The following is a 24,040-nucleotide window of genomic DNA, read 5'->3' on the forward strand; positions in this document are numbered from 1 at the left end:
AAGACAGGGGGAGAATCATGAAAGGAATCATCTATGCTCTTCTGGGAGGAGCATTCATCACATTGCAAGGGGTTGCCAATACGACCATCGGGAAGGATATCGGCACCTGGCAGGCGGCGACCCTCACCCAGCTTACCGGCTTTCTGGCAGCGCTACTCATTCTAATGATCGTAAGAGACGGCAATCGACAAGGGATCAAACAGGTGAAGCCTCTGTACCGGATAAGCGGAGCCTTCGCTGCGGTGATCATCTTCAACGAGGTCACAGCCATTGAAACGATCGGCGCAACCGTCGCCATCGCCGTCCTCTTGATTGCCCAACTCGGCTTGACCTTCTTGATCGATAAGAACGGCTGGTTCGAGGTTGTCAAACAAAACATGAAGCTGCCGCAATTCATCGGGCTTGGGCTCATGATCACCGGCATTGTCGTTCTTAATCTGTAATTGAGCGGGAGGATAACTATGAAGGAACGGTCAAAGCCCTCCGATCTGGAGCAGGAGCTGGCTCATTACAAGTTGCTTCCGTTGTTTCCTGAGCCGTTGCGGGCTCACTTGACGTTCTGCAACTTCGGCGAAGGAGACTTAATCTGCTCGCAGGGAGAAATGCCCGCTTATCTGTACGTGCTCGTCAAAGGGAAAATAAAAGTGTACACAACCTCGGAGGAAGGAAACACCTTGATTCTCTCGTTTCTCACTCCGATTGAAGTGATCGGCGACATTGAATATATCCAAGGAATTCCCATCATGAACACCGTGGAGGCGGTAACTCCGGTCCGCATGATCCGGGTACCCTTCCGTTCTGTGAACGAGTTCGGGCGGGATCACGCTCCGCTGCTTCGCTTTTTGCTCAAAATCATCGCTGAGAAGTTCCAACGCAAATCGAGCTCGCTCAGCTTCAATCTGCTGCATTCGGTTGAAGCGAGGCTTGCCAGCTATCTGCTGTCTGTTTGCTATGACAAGAATGACGTCCAGTTCGAGGGACATGTCAGCTTGGCCAGCCTTAAGGACACCGCCAACCTGATCGGCACCAGCTACCGCCATCTGAATCGGGTGTTGAAGAAGCTCAGTGCGGAAGGGCTGATCAAACGTGACAAGGGCTTCCTTCAAATCCTCGATCGGGAAGGCCTTCGCTTGGTTGCGGGCGATAACATGTACGAATAAGAAACATTTGGATCAAAGGAGAGAATGGTATGGCAATGGGAATTATTTTGGCGCTAGTGGCCGGCTCTTTGGTCAGCCTGCAAAATATCTTTAACAGCAAAATGAACGAGAAGACCGGATCATGGTCGACGACCGCCATCGTTCTCGGTCTGGGCTTTCTCGCTTCCTTTACACTTGGTGCGATTTCGGAAGGCGCAGCCTTCTTCCGGGTGTCGAGCATAAAGCCCTGGTACCTCTTCAGCGGCTTGATCGGTGTCGGCGTGGTCATCTGCTTGGTTCGGGCGTTTCGCCTCGCCGGCCCAACATTCTCCGTATCGTTGGTCATGACTGCTCAGCTCGGCACGGCTTTGATTCTCGATTCTGTCGGTGCGCTCGGTCTTGAACGGGTTCCCTTTTCCACGAACAAGCTCATCGGTGTTCTCATCATCATCGGTGGAGTGCTCGTCTATCAAATGGGAGGGAAAATGAATCCTTTACATGCCTTTGCCCGTAAGAGTATTATTACTAACGAATTGAGTAAGGATACGAACGGAAAAGGGCGGGAGATACCATCGTGGACATCAAAGAAGCATATGAGCGACTCGGATTGAATGAAGCGACGTCTCAGGAAGAGCTGGACCGCAGGTTTGACCTGCTGTTGAAACGGGAGAAAGCCGCTTCCGTCAGCGGGAATGCGGATGCTTTGCAAGAGATGGAGGCGGATATCGAAGCCTACCGCACCATATTCGATTACCGAGCCAAGCGCGTGGTGAATGAAGCGGAGGAAGAGCGCCTCAAAAAATTCGGAAAGCTGTCCGGCACCGTCAGCCGTTCGGAGGACTTCTTCCGGATCAACCGGACGAAGATTTTGATGATCCTTGCTGCCCTCGTTGTGATTGTTGGGGTCGGCTCCTTCGTTTGGAATATCGTGGAGGATCGCAGGCGAGAGGCTGCTTTGCCCCCAGTCGACTTGAATATTATGTTCCTCGGATCGTATCAGGCGGAGGATCAGAGTCAGGAAAGCGAGCTGGTCCAACAGGCGCTGCTGAAGGCTTTCCCCGAATGGAAGCGAGTGCAGGTTCGCGTGCTGTTTCTGCCTTCGTCCAAATCGGCTGGAGGAGGCTTCGATATGGCCAATACGCAGAAAGCGATGGCCGAGCTCATGGCCGATTACCCGGACGTCCTCGTCTTGGACAAGGATAGCTTGAACTGGATGGCAGGACAGGATTCGATCGCTGATCTCACGAAACCGGAATTTGCTAAGATCTATGAAGAAGCTGTAAAGCGAGGGACGATTGTTAAGGCAGCTAATAATCAAACGGGTGAAGAGCTTGAATACGGCATTGACTTTACGAATACGACTTTTGGCAAATCGCTTCCGATCCTTAATGACGGCTTGATTGCCGTAGCAAACCCGGGTCAGGTGAACAATGAGAAGGTGCTCGCTTTTCTGGAAAAGTGCGCAGGGTTGCGCTAGACGATTAACTTAAGCAAATGAATGGGAGAGGGGCGCGGCATGAGCACATCTATCGATAAAATCGCCTGGGTTCACATTCGGGACGGTAAAGTACTGTGCGCCAGATCGGCGGGAAAAGCTGCGTTTTATCTTCCCGGCGGCAAGAGAGAGCAGGGAGAAACGGACGAGGAAACCTTGTGTCGAGAAATTGCGGAGGAGATCTCCGTTCGCATCCTCTCGGAGAGCATTTCCTTGTTCGGAACCTTCGAAGCGCCTGCTCACGGCAAGGCGGTCGGAATCCAAGTCCGAATGACATGCTACATGGCGGATTACGTTGGAGAGCTGCAGCCCGCAGCCGAGATCGAAGAGCTAGCTTGGCTTTCTTATGCAGACCGGGATCAGGTGTCGGCAGTGAGCCAGTTGATCTTCGAGCAGCTGCACCAATTGGCATTGATCGCATAATAATGGTTCTGAATCGGATAAATGGCTTCAAAGTGTCGAAAGCCTATCGTTTCCTTGTCACCAAGGAAAGCGATAGGCTTTTTTATAGGCAGTTTCGGCGACCCAAGGTGCAATCTTCCTTGACTTCCTCTATTTAATTGTTTACAATTTAATGAGACCAGCATGCGAGTGGATCAAGGAGGAATCGTGCAATGAACGACAAACTCACCGTACCGGCAAGTGAACGGATGAAGCTGGACAATCAGATCTGCTTCGCTTTTTATGTATGCTCGAAGGAGATTATTAAGAAATACAGACCGCTGCTCACGCCGCTTGGGCTGACTTATACCGGATATATCACCATGCTGGCTCTCTGGGAGAAGGATAAGATCCCGGTAAAGGCTCTTGGCGAGAAGCTGTATCTCGATTCAGGAACGTTGACCCCGCTGTTGAAGAAGCTGGAAAGCCAAGGCTTCGTCAAGCGTTCCCGCAGCGAGATCGACGAGCGCCAAGTGATCGTATCCTTGACCGAAGCGGGGCATGAGCTGCAGCAGAAGGCTGCGGCCATTCCCGAGCGGTTAGTCCATTCCTTCGAGATGGATGAAGTGCAAGCCAAGCAAATGATCGAATCCCTTCATTTCATGATGAAGCAAGCGCCCTGCTGAACCAATGGCGCTTTCCGCTCGCCGATATCACGAGAACATGTGATTTACGAGAGCCGTTCACAACCAATGAGCCATCCGACCGTTCCCCGCGACTTCAGCGATTCGCTGAGGAGGGAACGTTCTGGATGGCTTTTTCATTCTCTGCGGGATGGTCGGGTCCCAAACCCTTCATCCAAGGTGAATGGAATCCAGCAATGTCTTTAAGAGAAGCAAAGCTGTACACCAGATGAAGATAGCCGAGCAGCGGTTGATCGTTCGGAGAAGCCGAGCCGATTTATCCAGCTTCTTAAAGGCCGAACCAACGAAGACTAAGCCGATAAACCAACACCAGGATACGGATATACAAGTGACGGCGAATACGAGCCGTTCGGCTCCCGCATAGCGCAAAGAGCTCGTTCCGATCACACCAATCGTGTCGAGAATGGCATGAGGGTTTAGAAGCGACACCGACAGGGTGAAGAGAATTTGTTTCTTGAGCGGCATTCCGCCACCCGTCTCAAGTGATTCGACCTTCGCCTTCCAGATAGAACCCCCCATAATAAGAAGGAAGACGATTCCGACGCCCATCAAGCCCAGACGCAGCCACTCCAGCCGTAGTACGACCCAAGCGAGGCCGAATATCGCAGAGGAGATGAGCAGCGTGTCGCAAGCACCGGCTGTCAAAGCGGCTGGCAGAGCTTTGCGAATCGTCAGTTGATTGGCCCCCTGTGAAAACACAAACACGTTTTGAACCCCGAGAGGAAAGATGAGCCCGAGCGACAGGAAAAAGCCGTGAAGAACCGTTTGCATGGAAGAATCTCCTTTCCCCCTTACTTTAAACGTGTTAAAAAGAAGAGGGAACCACCAATTGGTTGGGATTTGACCCATCCAATTTGAAAGGAGGGCTTGTATGCATTGGAAGCCGAACCGTTCGGCTGAGCTGACCCTGCATGAACAGATCCGCCATTGGGTGCTCATTCGAATCGAACAAGGCGAATGGCCGGCTGGGACAAGACTTCCTTCCCAGAGAAAGCTGGCGGAGATGCTGGAGGTGAACCGCAGCACCCTTATTCCGGTTCTGGATGAGCTTAAGGCGGACGGGATTCTCAAAGCCCAAATGGGAGGAGGAACTTATGTCGCTGACAACGGCTGGAACTTGCTTGTAAGCCGCACCGATCCCAACTGGCCCAAACGCATTCATGCGAGCCTTCACGAGCCGAACCAGCAAACGATTCAGCTCATCAATGAGCATGAACAGGACGCTTCCATCATTCGGCTCGGCACGGGAGAGCTCTCCCCCGAGCTGCTGCCGGTAGCCGCCATCGAGCAGTCGTTACAGGCGATCACTCTGGATGCCAGAGATATCGGTTATTCATCGCCTCGTGGAAGTCTGGCTCTGCGCGAGGCCATCAGCCGCTATTTACGAGAGAATCGGGGTATTCAAGCTTCCCCCGACTGCATCCTCATCGTCTCGGGGGCGCTTCAAGCGCTTCAGTTGATTTCGGTGGGCGTACTTGAGCCGCAGGCGGTTGTCCTTCATGAAGCCCCGTCGTATTTGAACTCGGTCCGATCCTTTCATTCGGCTGGCATGCGGGTGCTGTCGGTCGATGGTGGGGGTTCCTTGACCGAAGCCTTGAAGAGACAGAGGAGCAATCGGCAAATCCTCTTGTATACCGTACCGACTCTTCACAATCCGACGGGACGCGTGATGACGAACGAGGATCGGGTTGAATTGATGGCAGCCTGCCAGGCAATGCGCATCCCCGTCATCGAGGATGATGTATATCATGAACTATTGTTTGGAGAGGCGCCGCCTGCCTTGAAGGCGCTGGATAGCTCCGGTCAAGTGCTCTACCTCGGCAGCGTATCCAAATGGCTAAGCCCCGGTCTCCGAATCGGCTGGGTGGTTGCGCCGGAGCCTGTGATCCAGCGGTTGGCGGATATCAAAATGCAGACGGACTACGGCGCAAGCACCATCGCCCAGAAGGTCGTCACGGATTGGCTGATAAGCGGACGGTACAAAGCGCATCTCTTGGAGCTGCGCGCCAACTTGCGGAAACGCGCGGAGGCAGTGGAGGAGCTTCTACAGCGGGATTATGCCGCCATCGCGGCTTGGGAGAAGCCGAAGGGCGGTTTTTATATCTGGCTTCGCTTCCATGAACCGGTTGTGAACAAGGCGCTATTTCTTCAACTGCTTAAACAGAAGGTATTGATTAATCCCGGATACATCTACGACCCAAACGATGATCATCACCTTCGCTTGTCCTTCGCTTACGCTTCCCTCGCCGATATTGAACATGGATTGCGGATCTTGCGGGAATCCATCGGAAGAACTGAATAAGCTCGGTCGATACCGCTGAGCTCATCCGGGACTCGTCTGCTTGACCGAAGAAGAAGGAGCAGGAGATTCAGGATTCATGTGGAAGTAAGTACGATTCCTTCCTAAATTGCGAGGTAAAAAATGACATCGATAACCGAGGCTTATGTAGACAGCTTAGCGCCGAATGCGGCGGCGATGAAGAACGGCCGCGATTTGGTGAAGAAGAACAGCTTTGCCGCACTCCGCGTAACCGAAGATGAAACGCTGCTGTTCGGCGAATGTAAGGGCAGCGGCAAGGACCCGTACCGCTGCTCCGCTGATTTCAACCAGGAAAGCGCTCCGGTGTTCCGTTGCTCCTGCCCGAGCAGGCAGTTCCCCTGTAAGCATACGCTAGGCTTGCTGTATGCGCATGCACTCGGAAAGCCTTTTGAGAAGGCCGAGATTCCGCAGGACATTGCGGAGAAACGCGAGAAGGCAGAGAAGCGCGAAGAGAAGAAGAAGGAGACGGCGGCTTTAGAAACGGAAGGCGACAGCCCGAAAGCGAAGCGCAAAGGGACGTCGAAGAGCGCGTTCCTCAAGAAAAGGAACGCTCAGTTGGAAGGCTTGAATCTCTTGGAGAAGCTGGTGCTTCAGCTTGTCCAGACCGGGCTAGGAGGAGTGGACGCCAAATCGCTCAAATTGCTTGAGGATCAAGCCAAGGAGCTGGGGAACTACTATGTTCCCGGCGCGCAAGCCGAGCTTCGCGAGCTGGTGCTTATTCTGAAGGAAGAGACCGATCAAGAAGCTGTCTACTCTCGAATGATCGAGCAGATCATTCGCTTGCAAGCCTTGGTGAAGAAAGGCAAAGCGTATTTGGAGCAGCGGTCGGCGGAGCCGGAGCTGCCGATGGATAGCGTTACGACGATCGAGGAGCAACTGGGACATGCCTGGCAGCTTGCCGAGCTGCGGGAAGCTGGCCGAACCAAGGCGGAAGCGGAGCTGATGCAGCTGTCCTTCTTGTCGTACGAGGATCAAGCCCGCGGCGAATACGTCGATACTGGCTGGTGGATAGACCTCCAGGACGGCGTTCTTTACACGACCCGGACCATGCGTCCGTTCCGCGCAGCCAAATATATCAAGGAAGAGGACACGGTTCAGGAGATCATTCAAGCCGAGGAGCTGTTCATCTACCCCGGCGAGACGAATCCCCGGGTCAGATGGGAGAAAGCGCGATTCCGGGAGCGGAGCGGGCATGATTGCGACGCGGTGAAAGCATTGGCGGCTGATTCTTTCCCTGAGGTGATCAAGCGGGTGAAGAATGACATCAAGAATCCGCTGGCGGAGAAAAACCCCGTGTATCTACTTGCCTATCATAGCATTGAAAGAATCGGAGATTCCTATGTCTTTCGGGATGCTCAAGGCAAACAGCTCCCTGTCTCGGAGAGAGATATCGTCATGGCTCCGCAGCAGGCTCGGAATCTCCTTCCCTTGTTGAAGGAAGAGGACTTGCGGGACCAGGCCGCGCTCGTCATGTTCCGACATGATCTCGACAGCGGACGCCTGGAAGTTCAAATCATGAGTCTTATCACGGACCGCCGGATCATTCGGCTGTTGTATTAAGGAGTGACGAACATGAGTGTAGATCTATTGTCGGACTTGCAGCTGGAAGTTCGCCGCCTGTTTATCGCCGGAAGCGCATTGGCCGAAGGCGACATGCGAGTGAGCAAGCTGCTCCCTCTGCTCCGAAAGCTCGGCGAATCTGCTCCGGTATTCAACCGGCTGGCCGATGCGGCCGAGACTCTCGTTTCTTCTTCCCGCGAAGAGAGTCCGGTTAAGCTGCTGGAGCTGGCGACACTTCTGAGCGCCGTACTCCATACCCAAGGTAAGACGGAAACGGCAGGAGAGCTGCAGACGATTGACGGTGCAGGTCTTACGCTGACCACGGACATTTCCTACCGAAAGCTGCAGCCGTTGATCGAAGCGCTCACTACCAAAGGACAAGGCAGGCTGGAACAGCTTCGACAGGCGGATGAGGATCGCAGCTTCCTGGATCTGCGCGCGCTCCCGGCTGCTTGCTCGGCTCTCGATGACAGCTATGCGGAAATACCGGATTACATCCAAGAGAACTGGATTCCGGAATACGGCATCCAAGCGGTACCGGTGCTCCGGAGCCAGCTCGATCTACACGGTGGCAAAGGGGATGCTCGCCGACTTCGATTGCTTCACCGTTTGCAGGGTGCCGCTGTACAGGAGCTTCTCTTGGAGGCTGCCACCACAGGCTCACCCGAATTGAAGGTAGCAGCGATCTCGATGCTCGGTGAATACAAGGAGCATGAAGCCCTGCTCCTCGAGGTGAGCCGAGAGAAGCGCAAGGAAGTTCGGGCAGCCGCTTATTCTGCATTATCCAAACTGGGCTCGGCTAAGGCCATCGATCGTTTGTTCGAGGCTGTGACGTCCAAGGACCGAGAGCTGGCGCTCGAAGCCGTTCAGGAATGCCGCTCCGTTGAGCTTCACAGAAGATTGATCGCCCAGGCGGATGAAGATCTCGATCGCTTCCTCGGGAGTGCGGGCAGCGAGCTAGAGGCAGCGCTACAGCAGCTTCATATCGATCTGCGCAGTCTTGAAGAGGCGGACCGAGAGCTGTCGGACGACATCTTCGTTTATCTGCGCAAGCTGCTTTCCACAAAAGCGTTTCTCGTGCCGGAGACCGAAGCTGTTCAAGAGGAAGCCGCCGAGCTGCTGCTCGGGCTGGACATCCTGGAAGCAAACCAATTTGTGCTGGACCTTCAGCAGATTAACAAGAATCGGTTCATCCGGTACAGCTTCCTGGCTGCTTATCGCTTGCTCACACCGAAGGAGGTTTTCGACCGCTTCTCTCCCGAAATGAAAGGACGTACGGTCGCTTCCAAGGAATTGCAGCGGGCAATTAATCGGTTAACAGCTACACAACTGCAAAATTTGGACGACGAAGCGGAGGCGGTTGTGCCTGAGGACGCGTGGGACCCGCGCTGGGCGAAGCATTTTGCCCAGATAGACCTGCTCGATTTCGTCTGTGTCTTCGCACATCGCGCTGACCGCGAGATCACGTCTTATTTAACCGCCAAGCTGGATAGCTCTGCCCGTTTCCACGACCTAACAACCCGGAATACGCTGCTTGCACTGTTCCGAATCGGCTATAAGAAGGCGCCGGAGCTGCTCCTGAAGGTGCTGAATGACAGCTCGTCGCGCAGCATCTACTACGTGGACTGGCGAATGAAGAAGCTGCTCGCCTCCATGCCGAAATCCGAAGCGCCGGAAATCCGTTGGTATGTGGAGAATCTCGCTTACGAATCGGTCAGAAACGAATTGCTTGAAATCGTCGAAGCGCTTGAAGCGGCGTCGGATGAACCAGAGGAGAGTGGAAAGGGGTTATGGGGATGGATCAAAAGCAAACGGTCTTAAGACTTTCTGCGGAAAAGCTATATGCACAAGAGCTGGAGGCTCTTCGGGAATCCGACCGGGATGCCAAGCCGGCAGGGTGGCAGCTTTCGCCCAAGGCGGTACTCACGTTCATCACAGGCGGTAAAGCGGGAGGAACTCTGATCACACCCAAATATATCGGCAACAAACGCCTCATCGAAATGGCGATCGCCACCCTGCTCACCGACCGGGCGCTGCTCCTGATCGGGGAACCGGGAACGGCCAAGTCCTGGCTGTCCGAGAATCTGACGGCGGCCATTCACGGGGATTCTTCCAAGGTGGTGCAGGGAACGGCGGGCACGAGCGAGGAGCATGTGCGTTATTCCTGGAATTACGCGCTGCTGCTGGCTCAAGGTCCCTCGGATCAAGCGCTGATTCGCAGCCCGATTCTCCGCGCGATGGAGAGCGGCGGTATCGCACGCTTTGAGGAGATATCCCGCTGCGCATCGGAGGTGCAGGATGCCCTGATCTCCATCCTCTCGGAGAAGACGATCTCGATACCGGAGCTCGGTCGAGAGGTCGCCGCCGAGCGCGGGTTCTCCATCATCGCGACGGCCAATACGCGCGACCGCGGCGTCAACGAGATGTCCGCCGCCTTGAAGCGGCGCTTTAATATCCTCGTGCTTCCGTCACCTTCGAGCATCGAGACGGAGATTGATATCGTACGCAGGCGCGTCGCTGAAATCTCCGCGAATTACGAGCTGAAGGCTGCACAGCCGGACGATGAGGCGATCCGCAAGGTGGTAACCATCTTCCGGGAGCTGCGGAGCGGGCTGACGCTGGACGGCAAAGAGAAGATTAAACCGCCGAGCGGCGTCATCTCCACCGCCGAAGCGATCTCGCTCTTGACGGGCAGCATGGCGCTGGCTGGGAGCTTCGGCAGCGGCCAACTGAGCGACGAGGATGTGGCGGCCGGGCTGCAGGGAGCGATCGTCAAGGACGAGGAGAAGGATCGGATCGTCTGGAAGGAATACTTGGAGAATGTCATGAAAAAGCGGGGGGCGTCATGGCGGAGCCTGTACAGCGCGTGCACGGAGATGAACGGGTGAGCGGCTCGGCCGGACCGCATTATTTCGGCATTCGTCACCTGTCGCCGGCCGGCTCTCATCACCTGCTCGCTCTGCTTCAGGAGGTGAAGCCGACGGCCGTCCTCATCGAAGGACCGAGCGATGCCGGGCTGCTGGCGACTCAGCTCGTCTCGCGCGGAGTCGTTCCGCCGGTCGCTCTCTTGGCCTACACGGAGCAACTTCCCGTTCGAACGCTGCTGTATCCATTCGCCGAGTACTCTCCCGAATACCAAGCGCTCAAGTGGGCCGCCCAAAACGGCTCTCATGCGGAATTTATCGATCTGCCGACGGATATCTCCTTGGCGCTCATGGAACGCCGGCGAACGGTGGTGGCCGATGCTATCGAAGATCTTGATCCCGCGGCGAAGGCAGATGGGTCTGAAGAGGAGGAAGGAGAGGGTGGCGATGCGCCTTCTCGATTAGCTGAGCGAGGCTTCGCTTCTCTTCAACGAAACCTGTATGATCGGATCGCGGAGCTCTCCGGCGAGCCGGATTACGAATCGTATTGGGAGCGTTGCTTCGAACACCAGCTGCAGCCGGGCTCTTACCAGAGCGCCATCCTTCACTATTCCAGCGAAATGAGAGACTTGACGGAGGAGGATGAGCGAAAGCTGGCTCCGCAGGAATCGGCCTACAATGAAATTCGCGAAGCGTTCATGCGGCGCAGGATTGAAGCCGCCGTAACAGCCGGACATTTGCCAGAGCGGATTGTCGTCGTAAGTGGCGCTCATCATACTCCGGCTTTGAACAGTCGTTATTCGGCCATGACCGACGAAGAGCTGGACAAGCTGCCTCGAGTTGCCACGCGAATGACCTTAATGCCTTATTCGTATTATAAGCTGTCCTCGCATTCCGGTTATGGTGCGGGGAATGCCGCCCCGGCTTATTTTGAGCTGTTATGGCAATGCATGAAGCAGGACGAGCTGGATAAGCTGCCCGCCTTGTACCTGTCATCGGTTGCTCGGCACTTACGCGAGCAGGGTACATGGCGGTCAACCGCTTCCGTCATCGAAGGAGTGCGGCTGGCGGTAGCGCTCGCTGCTCTGCATGATGGAGACCAGCCAACTTGGAAGGATCTTCGGGATGCGGCCACCGTGCTGTTCGGTTATGGAGACTTCGCAGTCATCGCCGAAGCTCTGGCGCGAACAGATATCGGCACCGCCATCGGCAGCTTGCCGGAGGGGGTCAGCCAAACACCCGTTCAGGATGATCTGAACCGCGAGTTGAAGCGGCTGAAGCTGGAGAAATACAAATCTTTGGTTGCAGCCGATCTGGAGCTGGATCTAAGAGAAAACCGCAAGGTGAAATCGGAGGAATCGGCTTTTCTCGATTTGAACCGCTCGATCTTCCTGCATCGCCTGGCCGCGCTCGGAATCCGATTCGCCCGCAAGCAGCAGATCCGGCAGGCGGATGCCTCCTGGGCGGAGCATTGGGTGCTGCAATGGTCGCCGGAGGCTGAGATCGAAACGGTGGAATCGACACTGAAGGGTGAGACCGTCGAGTTGGCTACGGCTTACGCACTTCATGAAGAGCTGTCCGCCTGCAGCGATATTGCCGAGGCTGCGCGATTGATTCGCAAATCATGCGAATGCGGGCTGCCGCAGATCATGGGGCAAGCGACGGGAACCCTACAAGGGCTTGCCGTTGATTCCGGGAACTTCGAGCAGATTGCGGCTACCGTTCACGAGCTGTCGGTTCTGCTTCAGTTCGGCTCCATTCGAAGGATGGATACGCAAGCGCTCGTTCCGATTCTCCAACAGCTGTTCCTGCGCGGTTCCCTGATGCTTCTGGAAGCTGCGAATTGTAATGATGATGCCGCGGCAAGCAAGATGGAAGCCATCCGTGCCATGCACGGGGTTGCCCGAGAGCATGCTGAGACCGTGGCAGAACAGCTCTGGATGGCGAAGCTGAAGGAGTTGGCGGCTCGGGACGACCGGAATGCCAAGCTGTCGGGATATGCCTTTTCCATCCTTCTTGAGCTTAACGATATCGGAGAAGAAGAGTGTGCCCGGGAAGTATCGCGTCGACTGTCGCCGGGCATTCCGGCGGATCTCGGCGCCGGCTGGTTCGAGGGGCTGGCTATGCGCAACCGGTACGCGCTGTTGTCTCGTGACTATCTGTGGAGACAGCTTGATTCCTACATCGCCTCCTTGGATGTGGATGCGTTCAAGCGGTCGCTCGTGTTTCTCCGCAGAGCCTTCGGGACGTTCGAGCCGCGAGAGAAGGCGACCATCGCCGAATTGATGGGCGATCTCTGGGGTGTCGGCTCTGAACAGACGGGTGAAGTCCTTCAGCAGCCACTTAACGAGGAAGAGAAGGAGCAGCTCGATGAACTTAACGATTTTGACTTTGGAGACTTGTAGCCTATGACCACACTCGATCCGGAACAAGTAAAACGCTGGAGGCTCATTCTGGGAGCCGCCTCCGAAGAACGGCTGCAGCAGGCGGTAGGAGATGCCGCAGGGCAGGCTCTTCTAGACGGGGAGGGTGCCCTGATGGATGACGCGCTTGCGGCCATCTATGACGGGACGTCCGGGGCTTCCGGCTCCGATTCTGGCAGCTCGAATACGGGGCCAGCCCGTTCGCGCACAGCCGGCCTCGGTGCATCCTCACCCAAGCTCGCCAAATGGCTGGGCGATGTTCGATCCTTTTTTCCGCCGGACATCGTGTCGGTTATCCAGGCGGATGCAGTGGAGCGGAAAGGGCTGACTCAGCTCTTGTTCGAACCCGAGCTGCTATCGCAGGTGAAGCCTGATATCGGCATGGTTGCGACTCTCTTGACGTTGAAAGGACAAATACCCGAGCGCACGAAGGAGACGGCTCGGAAGCTCGTCCGAGAGGTCGTCGATGATATTGTGAAGCGGTTGGCACAGGACTTGACCCGCGCAGTAACGGGAGCTCTCAACCGCAGGCAGCATTCGCCGTTGCCTTCCTCAACCGGTCTTGATTGGACCACCACGATCCGTAAGAACTTGAAGCATTATGACGCCGAGCGCAAGCTGCTGATTCCGGAGAAGGTCTACTTTTTTGACCGCGCCCGCAGAAGCAAGGAATGGACGGTCATCCTCGATATCGACCAAAGCGGCTCCATGGCGAACTCCGTCATCTACGCATCCATCGCAGGCTCGATCTTTGCAAGCCTCCCGTCACTGGACACACATGTGGTCGCCTTCGATACCGAGGTCGTCGACCTGAGCGAGCAATGTGCGGATGACCCCGTCGACATGCTGTTCGGCATTCAACTGGGTGGAGGAACGGACATCAACAAATCGATCACCTATTGCGAAAGCTTCATCACGGAACCGAGAAAGACGATCTTCCTCTTGATCTCCGATCTCTACGAAGGCGGCAATCGGACAGAGATGATCCGCAGACTCAGAGACATGCATGAATCCGGAGTGAAGACGATCTGCTTGCTCGCACTGGCGGATGATGGCGTTCCTTCCTATGATGAAGATGTTGCGAAGAAGCTGGCCCAATTCGGCATTCCCTGCTTCGGCTGCTCTCCCGACAAGCTGCCGGAGCTCATCGAAGGCGCGCTCAAGGGGGTCGATCTGCAGCGGCTTGCCGAGCGTACCGGAACTTGAATGAGCAGCCTGTGATTTGGGTGCAATGCAAATAAGCGAGTCGATCGTTTTGCCGATCAGGAACATATCGTTCTTGATCGGTTTTTATTAATGAGATCGGGCACATAGCGAAGTGAGAAGATGAAATCTTGAACGATTCAAGAAACGGTGAAGGACGGGGAATAAAGACCAAGCTCTGCTCCATAGGAATGGGAGGAAGATATCCAAGGAGGAGTGCTGCCGATGTCGGATGAATTTGTGGCGCGGTCGCTGGAAGAGCTGCGATTTTGGTCGCGAATCATGAAGGAGCATTCATTGTTTTTGCGGTTGGGATTTCGTTGCGAAGATACGCAATTAATTAATGAGGCTAATGGCTTTTATGCGGTCTTCGAGAAAATCGAAAATCAGGCGAATGCGTTCACCATCGGCACCGATCCGAATGTGATCAAGCGCTTTAACCAAGAGGTGCATACGGCAGTCTCCCATATTTGGGCTTTCAAGAGGAAGATCCTTGGCTTGATCTTGACCTGCCAGCTCCCCGGTGCAAACAACTTTCCTCTTCTTGTAGACCACGTGAGCCGCGAGGCGAACTATTTCCGAAATCGGCTGGAGGAGTTAAATCAGGGAAGACTGGAACCCTTGCCCGACGCCATCATTGACGAAAACGTATTCTTCCTGAGAATTATGGCGGACCATGCGAAGTTCATCAGCCATTTGCTCGACCCTTCCGAGCGCAAGCTCGTGGACCAGGCCAACCATTTCAGCGATGAGTTTGACCAGTTATTGTTCCAGGCAAGGGATTTGGATTCCATGCGCCCACAATCGCAGACGAAGCCGCTTCTCGGCCAGTTCCTGGACCAAAACCGGGTATCCGTGAAAGCTCTCCGTGACTTTAAGAAAACAGCAAAAGACCTCATTGAAGCCTGCCGAATCAAAAGCATCATTCATCCGCTCTTGGCGGACCATGTTTTCCGAGAAGCCCAGCATTTTCTTGAGATCATCGATAGCTTTGAAGCAAGCTTGGCCGGAAAATCAGGCCTGCCAGCGACTCCATGAGATTCAGCAGCATAGAACAATTGAATCAAGAAAGACCAAGCACCTGAACAGGAGGATACTTGGTCTTTTTGCATTGTTCTTTCTTCCTATGAAATGCCATGTTCATGAAAGTCGGAAGGCAGATGGAAATTGCCGGACAATCCCTCTTGTCATCACATCCGCCATTCCGAGCGCTTGGGCTTCGATGGGATCGCTTAAGGCGACATTTTGCGCATAATTTCCAGCAAGACGAGTGGAGACTTCCTCGGTCGTAAGCCGCAAGTGCTCATAGAGCATCTTTCGCCACTCTTCCTTGGACCAAAAAGGATTGATGCGGCTAAGAAAATCGGCGATTTCATCCGCGTTGGCATACCAGCGCTTGTTGGCATCCGCCGCTGCCCGAGAATCCCCGTCACGCAAAGCTTTCACAAGCTCGGCCGCAAGGGTCAGATGCTCCGTAAACAGCTGGGCAAACCGATTGGCGATTACGGCGCCATAATACGGCTTTAATGCTGCCGCGAAATCCTTCGGGTTTCGAAGAAGCCTTTCCAGCGTCGCCTTTTCATCGGGAAGCTTCCCGACGATGCTGTTCACCGCCAGTCGGGTCCAATACACATGCTGAGACCATAACAAACGCAAATCTTGATTCAATTTCACCATTGCCGGTGTCCATATCGTTGCAGGAGCCGGTCTATACGCATAGGAATACTCATTTGGCGAGTAAGAGTACATGCTGGGAATCACACCGCCTTTTGCCATTTTCCACAGTATATAGGCAGGGCGGTTTCCGGGTGCTTGACTATAGAAGTCAGTGAAGCATTTGATTTTTTGGCTCATCTATCGTATATTCCATTTATCAAAATTAATTGATCAACCTCTTGAAAAGGAATCATCTGCGCAACAAGCCATGTAGCCGTTAGCTGCCAAGTGAGGAGGGATGCAGATGGAGACGCCTCTACCTGTCGACCAACATTCTGCTGTAGACATCGAAGGCTTCGAAGGGAAATTCAAGGCCTTGGCCGATCAGAAGCGGCTTCAAATCCTGTTCGAGCTATGCCGAAGAGAAGAGGTTTGCGTCTGTGAATTGAGTGACCGAGTCGGCATGCAACAATCAAAGCTGTCGTATCATTTGAAAATTCTATTGGATGCGAATCTCATTTTAAAGAAAACGAAGGGTACCTGGAGCTATTACAGCTTGAATCATGAGGAGATGAATCACTTGCTTTCTCCGTCTCTGTGCTGCCTTTTCCGGGACCAATCCTGAATATTCAAATTACCCCTAACGAAAGAGGTGTTCGTAACTCATGACAAACAACTTGGCGGAAAAATGCAGCTGTGACGTCATCCATGAGGATGTTGTGAATAAAGTGAAAGAAAAAATGCCTCAAGAAGAATCGTTGTACGACTTGGCCGAGCTCTTTAAGGTGTTTGGTGATTCGACCCGGATTAAGATTCTTTGGGCGTTGGACGAAGCGGAAATGTGCGTGTGCGACATCGCCGCTCTGCTCAATATGACCCAATCCGCGATCTCCCATCAGCTGCGGGTGTTAAAGCAAGCGAAGCTGGTGAAGAACCGGAAGGAAGGGAAAATCGTCTATTACTCCTTGGATGATGAGCATGTCAAACAGATTTTTGACCAAGGCTTGGTTCATATTAGCGAGCTGAGAGGGTAATATCGAGCGTAAGTCAACTTCGTCTGTAGCAAAGAACCGCTGATCGAATTGAAAGATTATTGGATTAGCGGTTTTTTTACGCTCGTCATCCGCTCGGTTGATGAATGCGGTTATTCGAATTCGAAGTGAGGGTTAGGAGGTCGAGTTTGAGTGCCTTATGTTCAAGTAAAAGACTTGGATATGTATTACGAGAAAATGGGGAGAGGCGCTCCCGTCATCTTCTTACATAGCAGCTATTCACGCGGGATATTGGCTTTTGCCAGTCAGCTGTTGGATTTTCAAAAGAACTACGCTTGCTATTACCCGGACTTCCGCGGCCATGGAAGGACTCGATGTGAGAGTCTGTCTTGGTCCACTCCTCAGCTTGCAGAGGATATCGTGGCGTTCATGGAGCAACTCGGCATTTCGTCCGCCCATCTCATCGGGTACAGTCTTGGCGCAAATGTCGGTCTCTATGCTGCGGTTCGGCACCCAGATCGAATTGCTTCTTTGACCACGATCGGGACGAGCGGGATTTGCGATCCGGCCGGGGCAGACGAGTATGAACCCGAATGGCTCATCGAGCATGGAAAGCAGGATACGATCGAGCAAATGATCGAACGGCACGAGGAAGCGCATCGAGGAAATTGGCAGGAATACATGAGGCAATCCGCCCGTGATTGGCGCCTGTACCCGCAGTTGACGAGTGATGAGCTAGGCTGCATTTCGTGTCCGACACTTTTCATCACGGGGGAACGGGACCCGTTTGCCGGGGAGGCGAAAGTCAAGGAGTTGGCTTCACTCGTTCCAGGTTCTTCTTATCTCGTTGTTGAGGGCGGAAATCATGGCCCGCATATGGTACGAGAGTACCCGATCGCGGTGAATGATGCCATTCTTTTGTTTCTGGAATCTGTACAGGCAAGGCAAAGAGCGGCGAATGCCATCCGGGGTTAACGGAGCGCAGTCGCCGCTCTTCTCATCCATACTCTTAAACGCAGGTAAACGATTGAATGAACCTTAAGTCAAGCCCCGAGTAAACCCAGGTCCTTCCCGTCCAACGGAAGCCGGCAACGGAAGTGCGTCCGACGAACGTCGGGAAAAACCAAAAACCGTTTCCGAATCGCGGCCAGATGAAGGTATACCGGAACAGACATCCCGATATCGCTCCGGGATCAACGGCAAAAGCAGTTGCTGCGGGCTGTTGGGGTGTAAATTGCGGAGGAGGAGAGGTGGGGGCTTGCTGCATTCCTTGCGGTCCTTGCGGCGGCATAAACGCCATGTCGGTTCACTCCTTGGTTATAGTTAGATAAGCAAAGTAATGACGAGCAGCTCGAAAAGGACGAGAGTCAAGATATCGGAGCTTGCGGAATAAGGCATAAACCGGTGAACGGCAACTGCCCCCGATTGCCTTAAGAAGAGAACCCCGTTGCTGCAGCCTAAGAGAATCCCTTCAAAAACGTCTCCATCGAGCGTCTGCACACGAATCAGGTGGTTCACATACTGCTTGCATACCTGATGAAGACGATCTCGCGTAGCTTTTATCGTGTTCACTGTAGAGGAATCAGCTTGATACAACACTTGTTCGGTTTGCCCTGCTTGCTGGATACTCATCATTTACCCTCCGCATGCATGAGATTTCTGTACTACATTCAGCATATGCGTTTGCCTAGAAGAGGTGCTGACTCCAATCGAAAACAGCGGCAGACGATGACTCCGTAAAGAAAGTCATGGTCTGCCGCTGCTTCCTGACGACGCACAAGAGAATGATGTTGGTTTTACGATTATCACAAGGCACGCAGCTACCAAATCCAAATGAGGAGGAAATGGAGTGTCGAAAAGCCGAGAACCGCATAGTCAACCGCTTGAAACCGGTAGTTGCGGATGGGAGTTCGTCCTTCATCGCCTTGATAGCAGCGGGATTCCATGGCGATAGCCAACTCTTTGGCTCGTAGGATCGACATGACGAACAAAGGCATGAGCATCGGCAGGACACCGCCGAAACGGGTGAACACGCCTTTGCGGTGAAACCCGCCGCCTCTGGCGATCTGAGCTTTGCGAATCTTGTCAAATTCTTCGACCAGGATGGGCAAGAACCGCAGTGCGATGGAGAACATCATGACCGCTTCGTGGACGGGCAACCGCCACCTTGTGAGCGGCTTCAGCAGCAGCTCCAACCCTTCGGCGAGTACGATCGGTGAGGTCGTTCGAACCAAGAGCGACAGCAGCAGCACGATTCCGGCGATCTGCTCGCACATCATGAGACCGTTAAGCGCTCCTCGGGTCGAGAAATGCAGCGGGCCTGCGGCAATGAAGACATCGGCTGGATCGGATAACAGAATCGCTTGATAGATCATAGTGGATGCAAAAAATAGAGTAAGGGAAAGCAGAGTATACAGAAGCGTGCGCCAAGGCAAGCGTGCCATACCCCATACGATAAAGAGAAGCAGGAGCTGCACGGTCTTAAGCTCGGGATTGCGTGTGATCAGCAGGGCAGCTCCGAACAGGAGGACGCTCACAATTTTGATCCGAGGATCCCAACGCTCCGGCCATGAATTCCGTTTCTGATACAGGTAAAATGCTGTGCTGGACATCCCGATTCCCTCTTTTCCTTAAACTGACGAAGGTTTAGCGGCTTGCTTCCGTCAGCGGCTTGGCTTGACGATAACGGATGATCGCTTCGGCAGCTTCCTCACTGGTGAGCGGCCGATCCTCCCGGACGATGCCATATTCCCTCAAAAGGCGGGTAACAACCAGAGCAGGAGGCTCTTCCCAGCCGAATGCATCAAGCAGCCGAGGATCGGATAGCAGAATGGAAGGGGGACCGTCCGCAATAAAACGACCGGCTTGCAGCGCAATCATCCGATTGGCGTGTGCAAGAATCTCTTCCAATTGATGGCTGACCCAGATCACCGTAATTCCTTGCTCGCGGTTCATGGCATGCAGCAGCTCGAACAGAGCCGTCCGCGATTGCAGATCAAGCCCGGCTGTCGGCTCATCGAGAATCATGACCTCCGGCTCCAGGACCACGACTCCGGCAATCGCCACACGCCGCTTTTCGCCACCGCTCAGCTCAAAGGGACTGCGATCCTTGAACTGTTCATAATCCAGCCCAACGGCCTGCATGGCCTGATGGACTCTTGCCTCCACTACCTCTGGTGACAGTTTGGCGCTTCTCAAGCCGAAGGCGATATCGTCGAATACGGTGGTGGAGAAGAGCTGATGCTCTGGATATTGAAAAATGAAGCCGACCCGGTCGAACCGTTCGGACTTGCGGTTCAGCCGTGGATCGGTTCCATCCAGAAGGAGGCTGCCCTTGGAAGGAGCCAGAAACCCCTTGATCAATTGAAGAAAGGTCGATTTGCCCGAACCCGATTTGCCGGCGACGGCAAGCATTTCGCCGCGTTCCACCATCAGCTCCAGATCAGCGAGCACCAATGGCTCCGGGAGCGGTTTGTTTCTACGCTGTTTCCCGTAGGAATAGAAGACATGGTCTAATTGGATCTGCATAAGACACCTCGCAATTCCGCCTCATCCAGCGAGGAAGTGACGGGTATTCCATGTTGGCGCAGCCGTTCGGCTAAGGCGTGATAATAGGGCAGCTCCAGTCCGCATTCCTCCAGCAGACTTTCATCCCGTTCCAACTTTGCGGGAGACCCGGATGCGACCAAGCTTCCCTCGCGGAACAGCATCCAGCGGTCGGCTGTCATCACTTCCTCCAAATGGTGGGTGATATAAAGTAAGGTGAACGGGAAGCGAGCTCTCACTTCGTGCAGGGTTTCAACAAATTGCTTTCTCGCGACCGGATCGAGCATGGATGTCGCTTCATCCAGAATGAGATACTGCGGAGCTAGCGCGAGCACAGAGGCAAGAGCAAGCTTCTGTTTCTCACCGCCGGACAAATGGCTGACCGGACGTTCCTCATCGGCTTCCAGACCAACAAGCTGGATAGCCCAGGTGATCCGGTCTGCCATCTTCTCCTGAGGATAGCCGATATTGGACAAACCAAAGGCGATGTCTTCGCCTACGGTCAAGCCTACCTGCTGATTTTCCGGGTTTTGAAAGACGATTTGCACCGCCCGGCGAACCGCTGAAATCGAATGAGGTTCAGTTGTCGCCAGCCCGTTAACGACAACTTCGCCTTCGGTCGGAAGCTCGATTCCATTCAACAAGCGTGAAAGAGAGGATTTACCTGAACCGTTGCGGCCCAGGAAGGCAACGAACTCACCCGGCATTATATCGAGCGTAAGATGGGACAATGCCGGCTTAACGCCGGCATTGTCAGAAGGTTCACTGGTTTCGTCATAGAAGAACGTAACATCCTGAATCTTGATCATGAGGAGGATCCGCCTTCCGCATGTGAGATCGAGCGGGTGGGTCCGAAGCGGCTGCCCGGATCGTGCGGATCGAAATGCCCTTCCGGTGTATTGGGAATCTGCCAGAAGAAATCGATATCGACCCCCGCTTCAGCCGTCAGCTCCAGAAAAATTCGTATGAATACGCCTTTACCAGGATCGCATGAGGGACTACCGGCAATACCAAGTCCGCCTACAAGGGTATACCCGTGATCTTGATAGGTCTTCAATTGCTCCACTACTGGCTGCAGAATCTTCCGATTATGTGCGCGGAATTCAGGTGTATCATATTCCTCAAACGTCATCGGCGGACGCTCCGGGCCGAGGAAGGTAAATTCCGGGCAGGGCAGCTGGAACAGTCCGTACCCTTGCTCGTAGGTCCAGTCGACTGCCGCTTTCATGACGCCTGGACTACGAGCCTCGCCTCCTACTACCGCATTCTGATTGATTACGCAGTGGGAGGCGACGAGGATTTTCTTACTACGCTGCACGGGAGCTGCCCTTTCGGACCGATGGTCGTTTGATCAAGGATTGCGGCAAATTTTTCACGACATAGTAGACAAGCAAAGCCGATAGGATCTTATCGATCAGATTCTCGCCGAGGCGCGGCAGGAAGGCTGCCGCAAACAAGCTGGTTCCCGCCTGCTTCAGCCAGAGAACGGCAACGTCCTGCACGCCGCCGGTCAATCCGCCGAATAAGCCGATGGCGATAACCGAACCGACAGCCGGGCACAAGACGCCCAGAATGATGCCGGAGAAGAGAGCGGAAGAGAAGGTGAAGCCTTTTTTACGGGAGGCATAACCGACAACGAGGCCGACAATAATATTGACCAGTGCGAAAGGGATGGCGGTGTAGCCGGAGGTGACGCCGAGCACAAGGTTCGTCAGTAAACCGACAACCCCTCCCCAAAGCGGACCGAACGTAGCTGCCATGAAGATGGTGCCGACCGTGTCGAGGAAGAGAAAAGGGATTTTCAAGTTGCTGACAACCGTCCCCGCAATGACATTGATGGCAATGGCGAGGGCTCCAAGGGTGATGACAAGTGTTCTCTGCTTCATCGATTTTCCTCCTAAAGATTCATAGATTCATAAAAGTACCCGCAATCAAACTCATGATGCAGTGAATATGAATCAGAAGCCCCCTTTGTACATAACGAGCGCGACGGATATGTTAGGTCCGCGCTACAGACGATTTAATATCCAAGTAAATGCATGGGTATTATTGAGTTTTATTTTAATCAGAAATTCCGCTGCGTCAATGGTATTTATTTCAATTATGATTCATTCCGTGATGTGATGAAGGGGGTGGAGAGGATAAAACGCAGGTAATCAAGTATACTGAAATGGTTAAAAGAAAATAATCGTTACAGATTTCTTCATATCCGAAGGGAGAACCGCAGATGATCCATCAAATTGGACAGGTCATGCTATATGTCAATGACCAAGATCAAGCCAAGCGATTCTGGACGGAGAAGGTTGGGTTTGTTATCGTGTCTGAAGAAGATAATGGCCAAGGAATGCATTGGATTGAAATCGCTCCGACTATTGAAGCGGAGACGACATTCATTCTGCACAACAAGGAACTCGTGGCCAAGATGGATCCGTCGATGAACCTTGGCACCCCTTCCATCATGTTTTTCTCGGACAAGCTTGATGCCCTGTATCAAGACTTTGCGGAGAAAGGAATTACGGTGGGAGAGATGGTCACCCTACCCTCGGGAAGAGTGTTCAATTTTGCAGACGATGAAAACAACTATTTTGCGGTCATGGAAAAATAAACTCAAAAAGCATCTAATACGTGACGAACATCCATCAATCCTGATGGATGTTCTTTTTAATGCCGATCTGCTTGTAATTATCGCTTGACTTCGAGTGAACTCGATGTGCCATAATATCGCTAACTGCCGTACTTCGAATCAAATTCTTTGATACGTCTGAAAGAAACATTCATTCAAAAAATGATCCGTCGTAAAACGGGCTGCCGACCTTACATGGTTCGTTAGCCTTTTGCTGTTCGCTTACGTACCCACCCAGCCCATATCGTGATAGAATTAGGTAGAAGGGATGAGCCTTATGAGAGTAATTGAAAATGAAACCTTTGAGGGAGAACGGCCTTTGTACAAGGTTCGTGATGTGATCATCAAGGATAGCGAGTTTCTTCCCGGGGAATCCGCGATTAAAGAGAGCCGGAATGTGCAGGCGATCGATTGCTTTTTCTCGAGCAAATATCCATTCTGGCATCATACGGGAGTCGATATTCAGGATTGCTATTTCGCTGACGGCAGTCGTGCGGCGATCTGGTACACCAGCGAGGTATTCATGAGCAACTGCCGAGTGGATGCGCCAAAAATATTCCGGGATGCTCATACGATCACCATCCAAAAAACCATCATGAATACGAATGAAACGTTGTGGGACTGTGCCAACGTAAAGATTTCGGATTCGGACTTCAAGGGCAACTACTTATTGCTGCATGGCAGCGATATCGACTTGGATTACTTCCGATTAGAGGGTGATTATTCCTTTCAGCATGTTAAGAAAGGAGTAGTTCGAAACAGCACGATTCTTTCCAAGGATGCTTTTTGGAATTCGGAGGATATTACGGTCTATGACTCGGTTCTCGATGGAGAATACCTCGGTTGGTATTCCAAAAACCTGCGGCTCGTGAACTGCAAAATCAAAGGAACACAGCCCTTGTGTTACACGGAGAACCTGGTTATGGAAAATTGCGAGATGATCGATACGGACTTATGCTTTGAGTATTCCACTGTTCAAGCGGATATCAAGAACACGATTCACAGCGTGAAGAATCCACTCGGTGGAGTCATACAGGCTGAGGGGATCGATGAGCTTATTTGGGACGATCCCGAACTGGACGGCTCCAATACGCAGATTATTATCCACGCGAAGGTTGATCGATAAACAAAGAG

Annotated in this window: 27 protein-coding genes; 18 read left to right on the forward strand and 9 right to left on the reverse strand. The window is 53.4% G+C overall.

What is annotated here, in order from left to right; all coding sequences use genetic code 11:
- Nucleotides 1-17: 17 nt before the first annotated feature.
- The 6 genes from BN2684_RS21490 to BN2684_RS21515 all read left to right on the forward strand — a co-directional run bounded on the left by BN2684_RS21490 (nt 18) and on the right by BN2684_RS21515 (nt 3,701).
- On the forward strand, nt 18-443 hold the full coding sequence (locus BN2684_RS21490) for a DMT family transporter (RefSeq protein WP_058304133.1): 426 nt from the start codon (nt 18-20) through the stop codon (nt 441-443).
- An 18-nt stretch (nt 444-461) separates the two neighbouring features.
- Complete coding sequence (locus BN2684_RS21495; RefSeq protein ID WP_058304134.1) at nt 462-1,160, forward strand: Crp/Fnr family transcriptional regulator; 699 nt, start codon at nt 462-464, stop codon at nt 1,158-1,160.
- A 29-nt stretch (nt 1,161-1,189) separates the two neighbouring features.
- Nucleotides 1,190-1,750 carry a DMT family transporter gene (locus tag BN2684_RS21500; protein WP_082652118.1) on the forward strand — a complete coding sequence of 187 codons (561 nt, stop codon included), beginning with the start codon at nt 1,190-1,192 and terminating at the stop codon, nt 1,748-1,750.
- Nucleotides 1,714-2,616, forward strand: a complete 903-nt coding sequence (locus BN2684_RS21505) for a hypothetical protein (RefSeq protein WP_058304135.1) — start codon at nt 1,714-1,716, stop codon at nt 2,614-2,616. The genes BN2684_RS21500 and BN2684_RS21505 overlap by 37 nt, the downstream gene beginning before the upstream one ends.
- A 39-nt stretch (nt 2,617-2,655) precedes the next feature.
- Entirely contained in the window at nt 2,656-3,057 is a 402-nt protein-coding gene (locus tag BN2684_RS21510) for an NUDIX hydrolase (protein WP_058304136.1), read from the forward strand.
- Nucleotides 3,058-3,248: 191 nt separating this feature from the next.
- Nucleotides 3,249-3,701 carry a MarR family winged helix-turn-helix transcriptional regulator gene (locus BN2684_RS21515; protein WP_058304137.1) on the forward strand — a complete coding sequence of 151 codons (453 nt, stop codon included), beginning with the start codon at nt 3,249-3,251 and terminating at the stop codon, nt 3,699-3,701.
- Between the two features lie 168 nt (nt 3,702-3,869).
- Here the strand turns inward: BN2684_RS21515 and BN2684_RS21520 are convergent, their stop codons facing one another.
- On the reverse strand, nt 3,870-4,490 hold the full coding sequence (locus tag BN2684_RS21520) for a LysE/ArgO family amino acid transporter (RefSeq protein ID WP_058304138.1): 621 nt from the start codon (nt 4,488-4,490) through the stop codon (nt 3,870-3,872).
- 100 nt (nt 4,491-4,590) lie between these two features.
- Here BN2684_RS21520 and BN2684_RS21525 point away from each other — a divergent pair, with 100 nt between their 5' ends.
- The 7 genes from BN2684_RS21525 (at nt 4,591) to BN2684_RS21555 (ending at nt 15,127) form a co-directional block, all read left to right on the forward strand.
- Nucleotides 4,591-6,021 carry an aminotransferase-like domain-containing protein gene (locus tag BN2684_RS21525; protein WP_058304139.1) on the forward strand — a complete coding sequence of 477 codons (1,431 nt, stop codon included), beginning with the start codon at nt 4,591-4,593 and terminating at the stop codon, nt 6,019-6,021.
- Between the two features lie 120 nt (nt 6,022-6,141).
- A complete protein-coding gene (locus tag BN2684_RS21530) occupies nt 6,142-7,599 on the forward strand; it encodes an SWIM zinc finger family protein (RefSeq protein WP_058304140.1) in 1,458 nt (485 codons plus the stop codon).
- Nucleotides 7,600-7,611: 12 nt separating this feature from the next.
- Nucleotides 7,612-9,420 (forward strand): HEAT repeat domain-containing protein, encoded by a 1,809-nt coding sequence (locus tag BN2684_RS21535; protein ID WP_058304141.1) that lies wholly within the window; start codon nt 7,612-7,614, stop codon nt 9,418-9,420.
- Nucleotides 9,396-10,487: an ATP-binding protein gene (locus BN2684_RS21540; RefSeq protein ID WP_058304673.1), complete on the forward strand. Its 1,092-nt coding sequence runs from the start codon at nt 9,396-9,398 to the stop codon at nt 10,485-10,487. Before BN2684_RS21535 ends, BN2684_RS21540 begins: the two co-directional genes overlap by 25 nt.
- Entirely contained in the window at nt 10,445-12,868 is a 2,424-nt protein-coding gene (locus BN2684_RS21545) for a DUF5682 family protein (RefSeq protein WP_058304142.1), read from the forward strand. Before BN2684_RS21540 ends, BN2684_RS21545 begins: the two co-directional genes overlap by 43 nt.
- A 3-nt stretch (nt 12,869-12,871) precedes the next feature.
- Complete coding sequence (locus tag BN2684_RS21550; RefSeq protein WP_058304143.1) at nt 12,872-14,092, forward strand: VWA domain-containing protein; 1,221 nt, start codon at nt 12,872-12,874, stop codon at nt 14,090-14,092.
- Between the two features lie 222 nt (nt 14,093-14,314).
- The gene (locus BN2684_RS21555) at nt 14,315-15,127 is read left to right on the forward strand and encodes a DUF2935 domain-containing protein (RefSeq protein ID WP_058304144.1); all 813 of its coding nucleotides are present in this window, start codon (nt 14,315-14,317) and stop codon (nt 15,125-15,127) included.
- 102 nt (nt 15,128-15,229) lie between these two features.
- Here the strand turns inward: BN2684_RS21555 and BN2684_RS21560 are convergent, their stop codons facing one another.
- Nucleotides 15,230-15,766 carry an acetylglutamate kinase gene (locus BN2684_RS21560; RefSeq protein WP_234340294.1) on the reverse strand — a complete coding sequence of 179 codons (537 nt, stop codon included), beginning with the start codon at nt 15,764-15,766 and terminating at the stop codon, nt 15,230-15,232.
- Nucleotides 15,767-16,049: 283 nt separating this feature from the next.
- On the opposite strand from BN2684_RS21560, the gene BN2684_RS21565 reads away from it, so the two are divergent.
- The 3 genes from BN2684_RS21565 to BN2684_RS21575 all read left to right on the forward strand — a co-directional run bounded on the left by BN2684_RS21565 (nt 16,050) and on the right by BN2684_RS21575 (nt 17,712).
- Nucleotides 16,050-16,370: an ArsR/SmtB family transcription factor gene (locus BN2684_RS21565; protein ID WP_058304145.1), complete on the forward strand. Its 321-nt coding sequence runs from the start codon at nt 16,050-16,052 to the stop codon at nt 16,368-16,370.
- Between the two features lie 40 nt (nt 16,371-16,410).
- Nucleotides 16,411-16,779, forward strand: a complete 369-nt coding sequence (locus BN2684_RS21570) for an ArsR/SmtB family transcription factor (protein ID WP_058304146.1) — start codon at nt 16,411-16,413, stop codon at nt 16,777-16,779.
- A gap of 150 nt (nt 16,780-16,929) precedes the next feature.
- Entirely contained in the window at nt 16,930-17,712 is a 783-nt protein-coding gene (locus tag BN2684_RS21575; protein ID WP_187385792.1) for an alpha/beta fold hydrolase, read from the forward strand.
- 34 nt (nt 17,713-17,746) lie between these two features.
- Here BN2684_RS21575 and BN2684_RS21580 read toward each other — a convergent pair whose 3' ends face one another.
- The 7 genes from BN2684_RS21580 to BN2684_RS21610 all read right to left on the reverse strand — a co-directional run bounded on the left by BN2684_RS21580 (nt 17,747) and on the right by BN2684_RS21610 (nt 22,169).
- Nucleotides 17,747-18,037, reverse strand: coding sequence for a hypothetical protein (locus BN2684_RS21580; protein WP_058304147.1), 291 nt, complete (start codon nt 18,035-18,037; stop codon nt 17,747-17,749).
- Between the two features lie 23 nt (nt 18,038-18,060).
- Nucleotides 18,061-18,369 (reverse strand): hypothetical protein, encoded by a 309-nt coding sequence (locus BN2684_RS21585; protein WP_058304148.1) that lies wholly within the window; start codon nt 18,367-18,369, stop codon nt 18,061-18,063.
- A 188-nt stretch (nt 18,370-18,557) separates the two neighbouring features.
- Nucleotides 18,558-19,349, reverse strand: a complete 792-nt coding sequence (locus BN2684_RS21590; RefSeq protein WP_058304149.1) for an energy-coupling factor transporter transmembrane component T family protein — start codon at nt 19,347-19,349, stop codon at nt 18,558-18,560.
- 34 nt (nt 19,350-19,383) lie between these two features.
- On the reverse strand, nt 19,384-20,265 hold the full coding sequence (locus tag BN2684_RS21595) for an ATP-binding cassette domain-containing protein (protein WP_058304150.1): 882 nt from the start codon (nt 20,263-20,265) through the stop codon (nt 19,384-19,386).
- Nucleotides 20,250-21,092 carry an ATP-binding cassette domain-containing protein gene (locus tag BN2684_RS21600; RefSeq protein ID WP_058304151.1) on the reverse strand — a complete coding sequence of 281 codons (843 nt, stop codon included), beginning with the start codon at nt 21,090-21,092 and terminating at the stop codon, nt 20,250-20,252. Before BN2684_RS21600 ends, BN2684_RS21595 begins: the two co-directional genes overlap by 16 nt.
- A complete protein-coding gene (locus BN2684_RS21605; protein WP_058304152.1) occupies nt 21,089-21,601 on the reverse strand; it encodes a CD3072 family TudS-related putative desulfidase in 513 nt (170 codons plus the stop codon). The genes BN2684_RS21600 and BN2684_RS21605 overlap by 4 nt, the downstream gene beginning before the upstream one ends.
- Nucleotides 21,591-22,169 (reverse strand): CD3073 family putative ECF transporter S component, encoded by a 579-nt coding sequence (locus BN2684_RS21610; protein WP_058304153.1) that lies wholly within the window; start codon nt 22,167-22,169, stop codon nt 21,591-21,593. The genes BN2684_RS21605 and BN2684_RS21610 overlap by 11 nt, the downstream gene beginning before the upstream one ends.
- A gap of 341 nt (nt 22,170-22,510) precedes the next feature.
- Between BN2684_RS21610 and BN2684_RS21615 the strand changes: the two genes are divergently transcribed.
- Both BN2684_RS21615 and BN2684_RS21620 read left to right on the forward strand, forming a co-directional pair.
- Nucleotides 22,511-22,888, forward strand: a complete 378-nt coding sequence (locus BN2684_RS21615) for a VOC family protein (RefSeq protein ID WP_058304154.1) — start codon at nt 22,511-22,513, stop codon at nt 22,886-22,888.
- A 295-nt stretch (nt 22,889-23,183) separates the two neighbouring features.
- On the forward strand, nt 23,184-24,032 hold the full coding sequence (locus BN2684_RS21620; protein WP_058304155.1) for a DUF3737 family protein: 849 nt from the start codon (nt 23,184-23,186) through the stop codon (nt 24,030-24,032).
- The last annotated feature ends 8 nt before the right edge of the window (nt 24,033-24,040 follow it).

This window comes from Gorillibacterium timonense (assembly GCF_001457415.1).
Taxonomy (GTDB): Bacteria; Bacillota; Bacilli; order Paenibacillales; family NBRC-103111; genus Gorillibacterium; species Gorillibacterium timonense.

Bases quoted from the DNA above. Each gene is read 5' to 3' on its own strand.
- BN2684_RS21610 (WP_058304153.1), bottom strand. From the start codon at position 22,169: ATGAAGCAGAGAACACTTGTCATCACCCTTGGAGCCCTCGCCATTGCC.
- BN2684_RS21580 (WP_058304147.1), bottom strand. From the start codon at position 18,037: ATGGCGTTTATGCCGCCGCAAGGACCGCAAGGAATGCAGCAAGCCCCC.
- BN2684_RS21600 (WP_058304151.1), bottom strand. From the start codon at position 21,092: ATGATCAAGATTCAGGATGTTACGTTCTTCTATGACGAAACCAGTGAA.
- BN2684_RS21570 (WP_058304146.1), top strand. From the start codon at position 16,411: ATGACAAACAACTTGGCGGAAAAATGCAGCTGTGACGTCATCCATGAG.
- BN2684_RS21550 (WP_058304143.1), top strand. From the start codon at position 12,872: ATGACCACACTCGATCCGGAACAAGTAAAACGCTGGAGGCTCATTCTG.
- BN2684_RS21620 (WP_058304155.1), top strand. From the start codon at position 23,184: ATGAGAGTAATTGAAAATGAAACCTTTGAGGGAGAACGGCCTTTGTAC.
- BN2684_RS21555 (WP_058304144.1), top strand. From the start codon at position 14,315: ATGTCGGATGAATTTGTGGCGCGGTCGCTGGAAGAGCTGCGATTTTGG.
- BN2684_RS21490 (WP_058304133.1), top strand. From the start codon at position 18: ATGAAAGGAATCATCTATGCTCTTCTGGGAGGAGCATTCATCACATTG.
- BN2684_RS21565 (WP_058304145.1), top strand. From the start codon at position 16,050: ATGGAGACGCCTCTACCTGTCGACCAACATTCTGCTGTAGACATCGAA.
- BN2684_RS21535 (WP_058304141.1), top strand. From the start codon at position 7,612: ATGAGTGTAGATCTATTGTCGGACTTGCAGCTGGAAGTTCGCCGCCTG.
- BN2684_RS21595 (WP_058304150.1), bottom strand. From the start codon at position 20,265: ATGCAGATCCAATTAGACCATGTCTTCTATTCCTACGGGAAACAGCGT.
- BN2684_RS21520 (WP_058304138.1), bottom strand. From the start codon at position 4,490: ATGCAAACGGTTCTTCACGGCTTTTTCCTGTCGCTCGGGCTCATCTTT.
- BN2684_RS21495 (WP_058304134.1), top strand. From the start codon at position 462: ATGAAGGAACGGTCAAAGCCCTCCGATCTGGAGCAGGAGCTGGCTCAT.
- BN2684_RS21545 (WP_058304142.1), top strand. From the start codon at position 10,445: ATGGCGGAGCCTGTACAGCGCGTGCACGGAGATGAACGGGTGAGCGGC.
- BN2684_RS21585 (WP_058304148.1), bottom strand. From the start codon at position 18,369: ATGAGTATCCAGCAAGCAGGGCAAACCGAACAAGTGTTGTATCAAGCT.
- BN2684_RS21510 (WP_058304136.1), top strand. From the start codon at position 2,656: ATGAGCACATCTATCGATAAAATCGCCTGGGTTCACATTCGGGACGGT.
- BN2684_RS21530 (WP_058304140.1), top strand. From the start codon at position 6,142: ATGACATCGATAACCGAGGCTTATGTAGACAGCTTAGCGCCGAATGCG.
- BN2684_RS21590 (WP_058304149.1), bottom strand. From the start codon at position 19,349: ATGTCCAGCACAGCATTTTACCTGTATCAGAAACGGAATTCATGGCCG.
- BN2684_RS21500 (WP_082652118.1), top strand. From the start codon at position 1,190: ATGGCAATGGGAATTATTTTGGCGCTAGTGGCCGGCTCTTTGGTCAGC.
- BN2684_RS21540 (WP_058304673.1), top strand. From the start codon at position 9,396: ATGGATCAAAAGCAAACGGTCTTAAGACTTTCTGCGGAAAAGCTATAT.
- BN2684_RS21560 (WP_234340294.1), bottom strand. From the start codon at position 15,766: ATGGTGAAATTGAATCAAGATTTGCGTTTGTTATGGTCTCAGCATGTG.
- BN2684_RS21525 (WP_058304139.1), top strand. From the start codon at position 4,591: ATGCATTGGAAGCCGAACCGTTCGGCTGAGCTGACCCTGCATGAACAG.
- BN2684_RS21515 (WP_058304137.1), top strand. From the start codon at position 3,249: ATGAACGACAAACTCACCGTACCGGCAAGTGAACGGATGAAGCTGGAC.
- BN2684_RS21615 (WP_058304154.1), top strand. From the start codon at position 22,511: ATGATCCATCAAATTGGACAGGTCATGCTATATGTCAATGACCAAGAT.